The organism is Pseudomonas sp. B33.4 (assembly GCF_034555375.1).
Lineage (GTDB): Bacteria > Pseudomonadota > Gammaproteobacteria > Pseudomonadales > Pseudomonadaceae > Aquipseudomonas.
Genome location: NZ_CP140706.1, coordinates 3696670 through 3708382 on the forward strand (window position 1 = coordinate 3696670; position 11713 = coordinate 3708382).

11 protein-coding genes are annotated in these 11713 nt (G+C 55.2%); 3 read left to right on the top strand and 8 right to left on the bottom strand.

Annotated features, from left to right (window positions below):
- Positions 1 to 203 precede the first annotated feature (203 nt).
- The 4 genes from U6037_RS16175 to U6037_RS16190 all read right to left on the bottom strand — a co-directional run bounded on the left by U6037_RS16175 (position 204) and on the right by U6037_RS16190 (position 3946).
- Positions 204 to 1124, bottom strand: a complete 921-nt coding sequence (locus U6037_RS16175) for a hypothetical protein (protein WP_322843699.1) — start codon at positions 1122 to 1124, stop codon at positions 204 to 206.
- Positions 1125 to 1358: 234 nt separating this feature from the next.
- Complete coding sequence (locus U6037_RS16180; protein ID WP_322843700.1) at positions 1359 to 2477, bottom strand: hypothetical protein; 1119 nt, start codon at positions 2475 to 2477, stop codon at positions 1359 to 1361.
- Between the two features lie 112 nt (positions 2478 to 2589).
- Positions 2590 to 2976: a hypothetical protein gene (locus tag U6037_RS16185; protein ID WP_322843701.1), complete on the bottom strand. Its 387-nt coding sequence runs from the start codon at positions 2974 to 2976 to the stop codon at positions 2590 to 2592.
- Positions 2977 to 3142: 166 nt separating this feature from the next.
- Entirely contained in the window at positions 3143 to 3946 is an 804-nt protein-coding gene (locus U6037_RS16190) for a 2OG-Fe(II) oxygenase (protein WP_322843702.1), read from the bottom strand.
- A gap of 265 nt (positions 3947 to 4211) precedes the next feature.
- Between U6037_RS16190 and U6037_RS16195 the strand changes: the two genes are divergently transcribed.
- Complete coding sequence (locus U6037_RS16195; protein WP_322843703.1) at positions 4212 to 5195, top strand: AraC family transcriptional regulator; 984 nt, start codon at positions 4212 to 4214, stop codon at positions 5193 to 5195.
- A 113-nt stretch (positions 5196 to 5308) separates the two neighbouring features.
- Here the strand turns inward: U6037_RS16195 and U6037_RS16200 are convergent, their stop codons facing one another.
- Both U6037_RS16200 and U6037_RS16205 read right to left on the bottom strand, forming a co-directional pair.
- Positions 5309 to 6292 carry a hypothetical protein gene (locus U6037_RS16200; RefSeq protein WP_322843704.1) on the bottom strand — a complete coding sequence of 328 codons (984 nt, stop codon included), beginning with the start codon at positions 6290 to 6292 and terminating at the stop codon, positions 5309 to 5311.
- Between the two features lie 208 nt (positions 6293 to 6500).
- The gene (locus U6037_RS16205) at positions 6501 to 8420 is read right to left on the bottom strand and encodes a tyrosine-protein phosphatase (protein WP_322843705.1); all 1920 of its coding nucleotides are present in this window, start codon (positions 8418 to 8420) and stop codon (positions 6501 to 6503) included.
- Positions 8421 to 8580: 160 nt separating this feature from the next.
- Between U6037_RS16205 and U6037_RS16210 the strand changes: the two genes are divergently transcribed.
- Together U6037_RS16210 and U6037_RS16215 are read left to right on the top strand one after the other, a co-directional pair.
- Positions 8581 to 9030, top strand: coding sequence for a GNAT family N-acetyltransferase (locus U6037_RS16210; RefSeq protein ID WP_322843706.1), 450 nt, complete (start codon positions 8581 to 8583; stop codon positions 9028 to 9030).
- Positions 9031 to 9373: 343 nt separating this feature from the next.
- Complete coding sequence (locus U6037_RS16215; protein WP_322843707.1) at positions 9374 to 10882, top strand: EAL domain-containing protein; 1509 nt, start codon at positions 9374 to 9376, stop codon at positions 10880 to 10882.
- Here the strand turns inward: U6037_RS16215 and U6037_RS16220 are convergent, their stop codons facing one another.
- Together U6037_RS16220 and U6037_RS16225 are read right to left on the bottom strand one after the other, a co-directional pair.
- Positions 10883 to 11281: a hypothetical protein gene (locus tag U6037_RS16220; RefSeq protein ID WP_322843708.1), complete on the bottom strand. Its 399-nt coding sequence runs from the start codon at positions 11279 to 11281 to the stop codon at positions 10883 to 10885.
- Between the two features lie 80 nt (positions 11282 to 11361).
- Positions 11362 to 11598 carry a hypothetical protein gene (locus tag U6037_RS16225; protein ID WP_322843709.1) on the bottom strand — a complete coding sequence of 79 codons (237 nt, stop codon included), beginning with the start codon at positions 11596 to 11598 and terminating at the stop codon, positions 11362 to 11364.
- Positions 11599 to 11713 lie beyond the last annotated feature (115 nt).

An 11713-nucleotide genomic window follows, 5' to 3' on the forward strand; every position in this document is an offset into this window, starting at 1 on the left:
TCTCGTTTTATTGCCGTTAGCAACTCAGGGCGAAAGCCGAATACAGAGGGCACAACGGCAATGTGGTGTTTTCCTGGTTTTCAGGCTTTGGCGGGCTCCGAAGTGATCGGACGCAGGTTCGAATGGCCAAGAGCAGGAATGCAGTGCAACAGCCACGAAGGTTCGCGCAAGAGGCGCACGCCGAATCCACCTCTATACAACCGCTAGATCGGAAATACCGGAACCTGACCTCCTTTGATTTCAATTTTATGTTCTGAGTAGAACGCCACCGCCCCTTTGCACTCTGCGACCGGGCGGTGGCCTTTTGAATTGGGCTTGAGGAAAACATCCGCTTTACCTGCGACAACAACTCTCGCTTCAGCGGCCCCTCTGATCGCTATGGCAACTTCATCGCCTCCGGGCGAGCACGCAAAGTTGCAGGCGTAAATGCCAATACCCAATTTAGGGCCAAACAGTTTCTTCAACAGCACGCCAAATGATTCCGGATTGATAAAATCCTTTCCGGATTCAGACCGGCCCAACACTGCAGCAAAATTTCTCTTTACAAATATTTCGTCCGCATTACCCAGCCACATCTGCCCGATATAACCATGTGTGACGATCAGTACAGTGTCGATCCAACCGTCAGCCACCTCTGCCACGCTGGTCAGTTTTACAACCAGCTCTTCATATGTGCCATCGGCATGAACCAGGTGCGACACGCCTGAAAACGTCTCAACATAGCTCTCGACACCTTTAGCAAAAGCACTGCCCGAGTTGCCCTTTTTGATCTCTTCTGAAAAATCGTGGTAGATCACCACTATTTCACGCTGATAAGGATCGACGAACTCTTCCTCATCAATTCTGAATTTGAAATCCCCGCGAAAAGCGGCATAAGCAGGCACCAGCTCTTCTTCCTTTTGCTTGAAAAATACAATTAATGCTCGCCCGACAATGACCGATTCTTTTTCGGTTTCTGCGACCCACGGCGTTCCTATCAACCAATCGGTTAACTTGTTGACAGGGTCTAGAACTGCCAGTTTTAGTGTCATAAACGGGATCAGTGCTTCGCTCCCGTCAAGTATGTTTTTTATGACGACGCCGGCTTTGACTTTTCTTTCGACAACTGCATTCCAGCAGATCATGTGAAGCTCCTTGAATAAGCGTGTAGTCGAAAACCGTAAATCAGTGTAGTCGTTAGTTGGCGAAGTGCCCGGTGCTGTGGCGGTGAATCGGGCACTGGATAACGTGATGCCGACGGAGCAATGAAAATTCCTCCATGACGGCTAGGATGCCGTCATGGAGGAGGTTCGGATATACGCACCATGACTGAAAATTAATCCGTCCCCCTTTTTCACCGCCCCTTTTTCACCCCGTGATTACCAAGCCCATGGTTGCTCAGTCTGCCCCATAAACTTCGAACCATGCAGGAACGTATTACGCTCCTGCGTAGTGGTTAGCGCAAATCGGGCCCAATGCGAATGGGCGATCACGCTCAACTCCTCTTGCCACTGCTGCTTGATTTCCAGCTCTTGGATGTTTCGCCCTTCAAGCACCTCTTCTGAGAACAAATCCACAAGCTCAATGGGTATCGCATTAGCCGAGCCTAGACGAGATCGTATGTTTACCGAGCAAAGCTCCACGACCAATCCGGCAACGCCTTTTTTCATCAACTGCTGTAGCACTCTAAGCTTTTCGCTTGCAGCAAAATTCGTTTTTTTCAGTAGGGTGTTGTAGCGCGGCTTGAAATAATTAATCAACGCTGCTTCTGCCAGGGATACCACCTCATGTCGCTGCAGTCGCACATCCCTAAGACGATTGAAATGGGCAGAATCTTGCGCATCAGTGGCCTGAGCTTCCACATTGAAGTCGCCTCCATTGCTGATGATTGTCCTCCGATGCTCGAACCGATAGAGCAAAAGTAAAACCTCGCGCTCCGGGGAATGTGTCGAGTTCTCGGCGAGAATTTGCTGAAACTTGGTATGCGACAACAAGCGATTCAACGCCGTCAGGGTATTCGTTCGTCCGATGCTCTGGCCAACATAGAGCACTTCCATATCCGTGTCGGGACGCGTCAATTCACTTTCGGCAGCCGCAACGATGACACTCACGGCAATCATCTGATCTCCTTCGGAAGTCATCACGACCATCGATGATCCGTTGGCAGCAACGGCGACACCTAAAATGTCTGCGGCACCCGCATTTGTTGGAAGACGAATCTCATAAGTAAAGGGGACCAGCGTCACCCCGTGTTCGCGCAGTACCAAAAACTCACCCAAAACGATCTGTCCATTGCGAGATAGATTTTCAGGATTCAGGTAAATGCGATGACGACTGACGATTAGATAAATGTTGGAGCCAGCGAGCGCGGCCTTATGAACTGGATTGTCCTTTATATGGTAAAGGTCTGCCGGCGTCAGCATCGATGGAAGGCTCGAATAGAGATGGGTTGCCCCTTCCATTGAAAAGAGCCTGATAGTTTCGCTCAGATCGATCACGCATCGCTCCTGTGAAGTGCATTGAAATAATTGAAGCCCACCCCAGTTCAGGGGTATTCCGTCCGTAAAAACCATTCAGAAATGGACGAACGAGGACGCGCAGGCACCGACTTCAAAGACGATGCAGCCCTGTAGCATCTCGCCAGTACAAGGTTTCTTCGAATTGGAAGCTAATAAGAAAGAAGGCCGAACACGACTGAGATATGGATTGAGCGATTTTATCCACATCTTCCATAGACGATTCCCCCTCAGGTTCGGGGCCTTTTAATCTGATGGTGCAACGCAAAGCGACAGGAAAGTCGAGTCCCTTTGTATTCTCAGCATAGATCGTAGAGTCATCTGTTACATCACCGCCATTCAATCTAAGCCCCGAGGCAAATACAGCGGACAAGCCATTACCCGCCACCTCTATTTCCCAAGCCCCCGCATTCTCAACGGCGCATTTCAGCGCTGCAATTGTGAGTGTACTATCAGCTTCCAAGCACAGATCAAGACTCATGAATCCTCCCTTTTTCCTGCCTGAACAGTTACACCAAAATTTTGAGTACGATCTTCGCGATAGTGTATTGGGCTAGTGGCTTGAACGTCTCCTTCTTGCCGTAAACTGCACCAGCTGCTCACCACCCAGTCCAAAAAACGGCTGCTTCCCTGATTACGCAGCCTCCTCACCCCTTCTTCTTAAACAATTTATTCAAGTAATACTTCAAACTGACACGATCCTTCGGCCGCGGCTTATAGTGCGTTTTATTCCTCTGCCCCGGATCAACCCCCACCCCACTCGCCGTGTAGTAATAAAGCGCAATCGACCGTCGAGTGATGCCTTCCGGCGTAGTCAACGGCTCCGGATGCCCATGGTTACTGTCCTTATCCGTATTAAAGATCACACACCGGTTGTAAACCGGTAGCACTTTCTTCAGGCATTTCTTCATCCCCACATCCCAAAGCTCCAGGTTGCCGCCGTACGCTTCCTGCCAGTCCTCGGTCAGGTAAATGATCACGTTCAGCCGCCGCTCAACGTTGAGCTTTTTGTTCAGGCGGAAATCCGAGTGCACGCCGAGGAAGCCGCCGGTTTTGGTTTCGTGCAGGCCGCCGCCGGTGAAGTAAGGATCGGGGATCAAGCCTTGTATGCCGGTGAGTTTTTCGAGGAATTCCAGCATTGGCGCGGAGTTGAAGGTGTTGAATACGTTCTTCAGGTACGGGCTGCAGGCGTTGGGGCTGATCTGGCGTTTGAGTTGGCCTTTGTAGCCGCGCTCGTAGATCTGTTCGTTGTCGGTCGGTTCGACCGGGAAGTGTTCGCGGATGCTGGCGATGACGTCTGCTTGCAGGAAGTTGTCGATGACGATGTGCGGGAATGGCGTGGCTTGGGTGTATTCGCGGGTCAGCGATTCGCCGAAAGCGCTGGCGGCGTTTTGGTCGAAGTCGAGTTCCGGGGTCAAGGTGATGGGGAGTGTTTGCGTGTTGGCTTGCATTGCCGCTCCGATGATTTTGGGCTTTCAGGGCTGGGCAAACAGGGGCTGGGGCTTGGCGCGGTGCCTGTGTTTGCTTGCTGAGTACAGTGGCGAGCAGGTTGCCATGTCGGCGATTGGCTGCCGAGTGTCCTTTGCTTAAACGTGACGCTGCGGTGTTACGGCATGTTTCCGGCTGTCACAAACGCGTCATATTTCCTCTGCTAACCTCCTCGGCGCCCTACCCTTCACCCCTGTTCTAGAGCCCCCAACCGAAGGTGCCGCCAAGGTGTTTCCGTCTCCTGTTCGCCAGCAAATTATCCTGCGTTCCGACAACCTCCGTTCGGACGACTTCGGTGCATTGTTTTCGAAGTTGTTTGGTAATCGCTATGCGGACAATCCGCCGCTGCCGTCGAACATCATGATTGGCGGGGTCTATGGGCGACATGAGGGGGTGAGTTTTCGGCGGATGCATTATCGCGGCGATTTCACGGTTGCCTTTCCCGATCCGCAGGATGAAATCACCTTCGTCATCCCCACGGCGGGCAAGATCGTTTTTAACCATGCCACTGAGTCCATCGGTGAGTCGCAGGTTGGGCTGGCGATCGACAAGGCTGACATCCGCTCGATGCGCTTCTTCAATGATCACGCGCATCACGGCATGTCGATCAATCGTCATCAACTCACCGAGCGGCTGTCGATGCTGTTGGATAAGCCGATTCTGCAGAAGATCGTTTTTGCACCCAGCGTGGACCTGAACACTGCAGCGTTTCAGGGGATTCGGGCGTTGATTGATCTGGCGACGGGGGCAGAGTTTGACCTGTTGCTCAACAGTGGAACGTTGATGCCGTCGCGGTTGCGCGAGATGTTGATTGATGCGGTGCTGGAGGCATGGCCGCACAATTTTTCCGAGGCGTTGCGGCGGCCGACGGCGATGGTTGCGCCGCGGCATGTGAAGTTGGCGGTGGAGTTTATTCAGGCGCATCCGGAGCAGTTGGTCAGTGGTGTGGATCTGGCGCGGTTGAGCCATGTGAGTCAGCGCGCGTTGCAGGAGGGCTTTCGGCGGTTTGTCGGGATGTCGATTGTGGCGTATCAGCGGCAGGTGCGGCTGGAGCGGGCTTATGAGGTTTTGAAGCGGCGGGGTTCCGGGTCGGTGACTGAGGTGGCGTTGCGTTTGGGATTCAGCAATGTGGGGCGCTTTTGTCGGTATTTTCAGGGGGCTTTTGGGGTGAGTCCGGCAAATTTGAAAGACCAGACAAGAATTCACCGTTGAGTTCGCAATACAGTAAGGGCAATTAGACTTACACTCGAACACCGCCTGTGCGGCCAACAGCGGCGAGTGTAAATAGAACTCCATTTACCTCTTAAAAAAAACAACCGGCCTGGTTACGTCAAAGGAAATTCCTTAAGGGTTTCTTCCTTGAGTTTATTAAGCGACTGCTCCAAAGCGCCTCGATAAATCATCCAGTTTTGTTTAGCCAACATCAAAGTAGCCTCGAAATCCAGATCATCAGATGCCTGTTGCAGACTGAGCAGGGCCTTTTTGTAATTGACGATAAGATTATCGTAATGCTTCACACCCGCCATCGTTAAAGACTGCGCATCAATACAAAGAGCATTGACCCGCTCATGAATAACGTGTGCTGCGTTATTCTTTTCCATCTTTTTTTTAGCAGCATCGAATGTGCTTAAATCTTCGTCCATACTTGAGTTCGTAGTGATATTTCCAGCGATCCTGCCACCCTTGGATAAGGTGTCGCTGAGAGGCGTGCCATGCGTTTTAAAACCTGACTGCTTCAATGGGGTTTGCGGGCTTGGACTTGAGACAGACTGACCATGGCTTTGCAATAGTATATGTTGGGCGGTAATCTGATTGGTCGTGGGTTTTTCTCTCTGTTGATGCGACATCATCGCCATTGATTTGCTGGTGCCATCCGAGTAATGAGCGGCTACGTGCTGATCGATTGTTGTGTGATTAGAAGAAAGGTTATCGGTAGACAGACCGGGAAACAAATTCAGCGGCTCATAAAAAACAATTGACTCCAAGGTGTGAGTTTTCCCCTCTTTGGACCAATGGGGTTTTACTGCTGATTGACCAAATGCACTTTTACCTGAGTTGATAATGCCTTCAATACTTTCATACGCCGCCAACGCATAAACAATCAAACAACCGGTATAGAACCTTCTCTCCCAAGAGCCTTTGTCTACTTGACTTGCGCGTTCAAAGAAAAACTCTAAATCGGTTTTCCTGACCTTATGCCGCGCATGTATTGCTGCACTCAGCATACCCGATTCCTCACACTCCTTGGCTATCCCCATAACAGTGACTTCGACGAGGTAGTTTTTGAATGCATCAGCTACCATTACCATATTGAGTCCTCCCTTATAAAATGAATAAAACCCTAACCTGGCAAGCGGGTAGTTGCACTTTTTCAGCATTAGACAATCAGTCTTCCCGTAATTCACGGATCTCGCTGAAACATGATCAGGCAAATATAGATCCAATTAAATAAATAGCCAGTGGAGTACAGATCGAACTCAGCCATCGAAACGCGACGGCTGAGTTCAATTGATCGCCTCAGAACTGATAGCTAGCCTTGAGGCCGCCGTTGAAGCCGTGGCTGTCGCCGCCGCCATTGGCGCCGATTTCTGCGCCCAGGCTCAGGGCGCCGAGGCTGGCCATCAAATTCACACCGCCACTGAACTGGTCGCGATTATCAAACGCGGCGCGTTGTTCGATGGCGAGGCCCAGCAGGTGGCTTTGGCTGTCGACCTGGTTGTCGCCCAGTGTGCGTTCGTAACCGACTTGTACGCCCGGCACCAATTGCCATGCGCCCATCGCCACCGGGGCGAACGCGACGTTGAGATTGGCGACGGCGCTGCGGCGGGTGGCGCTGTTGTCGTCGACGTCGAGTGACAGTTCGCTGCCCTTCTCTTTGAAGCCGTTGAGATCGAGGTGGCTGACGCGAAAACCGAGGCTTGGCTCGAAGGTCATGCCGTTGACCGGGGCGCGGTAGCCGAGGGCGACGGTGGCGCCGGTGAGGTTGCCGTGGCTGTTGCCTTTCGCGGTGCCGAGGCCGCCGCCGAGGTCGCGTTTGCTGTCGTAGTCGACGTAGCCGGCGCTGGCGTTGGCGTCGAGGAACAGGCCTTGTTCGAGGCTGGTGAAGCCGTAGCGGGCGCCGACGTTGAGGAAGGTGAAGTCGGTGTCGGCTTCGCCACCCGCGCCGCCGACAGTGCCTTTGCTGTAGCCGAAACCGCCGCGTGCGCTGAGTTGTTCGCTGAAGCGTTGGGTGATGCCGACCATCAGGCCTTGGCTGTGTTCGTTGCTGCTCTCGGCGTGGGCCGAGCCGTCGGTACCGAGGTAGCCGGCGAGCGCGGTGGTCCAGAGGCGATATTGGCCGACCTTGAGGTCAGTGCCGCTGGCGAATGGTGCAGCGGCTTGTTCGATCATCGCGTTTTGCCGCAGCAAGTAGCTGGCGGCGTCGGCGTGAACCTGGCCGCCGACCTGGGATTCGACGCCGCCGAGGGTGCCGGCGTCGATGGCCGATTGCAGGTAGTAGTTGTAGGCGCTGTAGGTGCCGGACAGGTTGGTGCTCTGCAATTGGCGGAGCAATTCGGCGCCGGCAGCGGCGTTGCCGATCAGCCCGGCCTGACCCGGCAGGCTGTTGTATTCGACCAGTTTGCCGCGCAGCACATAGATGGTTTCCTGCGACAGACCGAGACCTTGTTTGAGGTAGTTGTCCATGCTGCCGTATTGCGCGGTCACTTCGTCGAGGCCGGCTTGCAGGTAACTGGCCTGGACGCCGAGCAGCGGCTCGTAGATGGCGGCCATGCTCGGCGGCAGCGCTTTGAGCGTGGCGGCGACGCGGGCGGCGGTGTAGTCGTTGGTGGCGAGGTAGTTGGCCATGATGGTCGCGTTGTCGACACCGGCGATGCTCTGCAACACGGCGGCGGTCCAGCCGGTACGGTCCTTGCCGGCGGTGCAGTGGAACAGTTGCGCGGCGTCGACGCTGGCGAGTTCATTGAACAGCTTGCCGAACTGGCCGCGCATGCCGGCGTCACTGACGAAAGCGCGGTTGGTCTGCTCCATCATGGCGATGGCGTCGGCGGCGCTTTTGAAGGAGATGTTGGTGATGTTCGAGCCAGAGGTGGTGCTGCCGATGATGTCGATGTTCTGCCAGGTGGCGCCGCTGATCATGGTGTCGGGGGTCGCGGCGATTTCGCTGGGGGTACGCAAGTCGTAAACGGCTTTGATGCCGAGCCCGTTGAGAATCGCCAGATCGGCGGCGGTCGGCGTCAGCGCGTTGGAACGGTAGAACACCCCGGCGCGCATCGTGCCGTCGTGGGCCGTGGTGTACGCGGTGGTGATGCCGGCGACGTCGCGGAAGTTGTCGATGCCTTGCAGGTGCGGCGTATCGAGCGGCACAGACTCGGCAGCATGGGCGGCGGCGATGGACAGGCTCAGTACGGACAGCGAACACAGAAGACGTTGAAACACGGTGCAGCCTCATTGTTTAAGCGTTGGGCTGGTCACTATGGGTAGGCAAGTGATACTGAATATGACAGTTTTGCTTTGAATGGAAATGGTTGCGCGATCGGGCCGTGGGGTGCGTGATTGGTCCATCCACCGGCAGGAAACGTCTCAGGGACTAACGAAAATGGAAGATCAGATTCGGATCGCAACAGGCGAAGATGCCGCCATGATCAGTGAGCTCATCGTGAGGACTTTGCGTGAGTCCAATGGCCGCGACTATTCGCCAGACATAATCGAGCAGGTGCAACGCAGCTTTTCGCCGCAAGCGATTCTTGATTTGCTGGGCAGGCGTCAGGTTTACGTGGCGACTTTCAATCAGCACATTGTCGCCACCGCCAGTCTTGATCAGGACGTTGTTCGCAGCGTGTTTGTCGAGCCGGGCTGTCAGGGTAAAGGGCTGGGTAAGCGGCTGATGGGAAAGCTTGAGTCGGTCGCTGTTAGCCAGGGTTTCACAAAGCTGCACGTACCCTCTTCGATCACGGCTGAAGGTTTTTACCGAACGCTTGGATTCGACAGGATTCGCGACGAATATCACGGAGCCGAACGCACGATCATCATGCAAAAGCTGTTGTGACCGCAGCGGCAGCCCCCTGTAGGAGTGAGCCTGCTCGCGATAGCTAGAGTGTCATCTAGCACATCAACGGCCTGACCCACCGCCATCGCGAGCAGGCTCGCTCCTACACGGGTGCGTGGTGTTCGCAGAATCGGCGGTTGAACATAACCACTCGCGCAGTCAGCCTGGTTGATCTACAGCAATAGTTGCCCCACACAGCGGCGTTATTCTGCAGTGGCTGAAAACAGCCGTGCTGTGCGCACGTCACAGGCCTTGTGGCCAAGGTGGCGCCATGAACAAAAAACGCATTGTCTGGGGGAGCGTTCTCCTGGGCCTTCCGTGTGTCTTGCTTCCGCTCCTTTTGATGGGTTACGTCGCCTGGATGTTGAATCTGGCGGCGGCGCAACAGCGCCTGGAAACCCTCGCTTCCGTCGCCTCCAGTCGCGCCCACGGGACTTTCAGTGAAGCGGCCGGTGCACTGAAATCCATCGCCGGCTCGCGGCTCGCGCCGTGCACGCCGGAAAGCATCGACGAGATGCGCCTGCTGACCATAAACACCCTCTCGGTGAAGTCGATCGGTTACGTCGAAGAAGAGATTTACGCCTGCGGTTCCTGGGGACCGGTCGGGCAGCACGCGACGCCATGGCGCGAGGACTTCACCACCTCGGACGGCGTGCGCGTGTCGCTCGGCGTGCAGTCGCGCATCGTTGCGGCGAAACCGATGATGGCGCTGCAGTACGCGGCGTTCAACGTGCTGGTCGATCCCGAGCAGTTTTTGCAGGTGATGCTTGATGAGGATTTGCACTTGGCGGTCGGCACCGCGACCGGGCAATTGATCAGCACCTCGCGCCCGGGTGCGGAACACTTCCTGGCTCGCGTGCATTCCGGCCCGCATTCGGGCCTTGCCGACGGCTATCTCTACACCCTCGTGCACAGCGGCGACTGGGTCGCCATCGCCGCGCTGTCGCGCCATGAACTGATGCAAGGCTTGATCCGCCGGGAATTACTGCTGTTGCCCATCGGTGGTTTGCTCGCGGGGGTGCTGGTGTTGCTGATCGTGCGCCGCACCCGGCAACGTCTGTCGCCGCTGGCCGAATTGCAACTGGCGGTGCGCAACCGTGAGTTCGTCGTTCACTATCAACCGATTATTCGCTTGGACGACGGCGCCTGCGTTGGCGCCGAGGCACTGGTGCGCTGGCAGCACCCGGACGGTACGCGGGTCTGCCCCGATGCGTTTATCCCACTGGCCGAGCACAGCGGTTTTATTCTGCCGATCACCGATCAGGTCATCGACAATGTGATGCGTGACCTCGGCCCATTGCTGGTCAAGGAACGCAGCCTGCACGTGGCAATCAACCTGGCAGCGAAAGACGTCAGCAGCGGCCGCTTCCTGCCGAAACTGGAGGCCGCGCTGAACCGGGCCAATGTGCAGCAGCATCAGATTTGGCTGGAGGCGACAGAGCGCGGTTTCGTCGAGATCGACGCTGCGCGCACGACAGTCAATCGCGCCCGCGAGCTGGGCTATTTGGCGGCCATCGACGATTTCGGCACCGGTTTTTCCAGTCTTCAGCATTTGCAGCAATTGCCGCTGGATGTGTTGAAGATCGACCAGTCGTTCGTCGACAACATCGATCAGGACGCAGCCACTGGATCAGTGACCGGCCACATCATCGAAATGGCCAAGAGTCTGCGCCTGCAGATAGTCGCCGAAGGCATCGAGACCGAAGCACAGCGCGATTACCTGCGCGATCACGGTGTGCAGTTTGGTCAGGGCTGGCTGTTCGGCAAAGCGATGCCGGCGGAGGAGTTTTTGCGGTTCTATCAAGAGCGGGAAAACCTGCTAGTCGAACACCCAGCGCTAGAAAGCGTGTAACTATCGACGAGCCCCGGACAAGTCACCCGTCAGCCGATCAAGAATCTGCACGAGCTCAGGTCGCGTCCATTTTTCCCACGGTACGACCTCCTCGTTATCACCGGTGTGCCTATGCTCTCCGGAATCAAACGCGAGGTAGATGGAAAAAGCAGGCTCAGGCATTTCGGCATCCATGCCGAGGTTGACGATATCGCTGAACAAAAGATTCATCACCTCGTCGCATGCGTGAAAGTCGCGCGCACCGCTAAGGAACTGATCGGCCATGGCAATAGCGACTTGATTCAACAGGTCGCGAGAATTCATCTTCACAGCCTGACAAACAAGGCTCAAGTCGTGAATCGTGTCTTGCTCGAGGATTTGCAGAACGTAAGCAAGATCAGCGCGGCTCAGGGTCGGCACAGCGTGTCCTCCAGGCGTACAGTGAAGTGTGCGCGCAGCATGCGATGGATCGCCGCCGTTGCCAACGTTTGCATCACGCTTCAGTTGGTCTGGCTGACCACCTTGATGTGCGTGATCCCTACTCGCTCGGCATGTTCGAGGATCTGCTCGGGTGTCGAGTCTGCGGTGGGCATGAGCAGGCCGTTTTCCGCGTCGCCCAGATGTAACTCCAGTAGATGCATCGCGGCTTCGTGGACGGCCAACTGCTGTTCCTTGAGCTCAAGCAGAAAAGTACGAGGCTCGCCGTTGAATCGATATTCGATGTGATAGGTGTACATGATGTCATCCGCGTCAGTAGGAAAGGCAACTGACTATCCTGACGCAATGGTCAGTTTTTAGTTCAAATTGAATCGCCCTCAGACCAATCTGGAATTCATGGCAAACTTTTCGCTC

Bases quoted from the DNA above. Each gene is read 5' to 3' on its own strand.
- U6037_RS16175 (WP_322843699.1), bottom strand. From the start codon at position 1,124: ATGATCTGCTGGAATGCAGTTGTCGAAAGAAAAGTCAAAGCCGGCGTC.
- U6037_RS16185 (WP_322843701.1), bottom strand. From the start codon at position 2,976: ATGAGTCTTGATCTGTGCTTGGAAGCTGATAGTACACTCACAATTGCA.
- U6037_RS16190 (WP_322843702.1), bottom strand. From the start codon at position 3,946: ATGCAAGCCAACACGCAAACACTCCCCATCACCTTGACCCCGGAACTC.
- U6037_RS16200 (WP_322843704.1), bottom strand. From the start codon at position 6,292: ATGGTAATGGTAGCTGATGCATTCAAAAACTACCTCGTCGAAGTCACT.
- U6037_RS16210 (WP_322843706.1), top strand. From the start codon at position 8,581: ATGGAAGATCAGATTCGGATCGCAACAGGCGAAGATGCCGCCATGATC.
- U6037_RS16215 (WP_322843707.1), top strand. From the start codon at position 9,374: ATGGGTTACGTCGCCTGGATGTTGAATCTGGCGGCGGCGCAACAGCGC.
- U6037_RS16225 (WP_322843709.1), bottom strand. From the start codon at position 11,598: ATGTACACCTATCACATCGAATATCGATTCAACGGCGAGCCTCGTACT.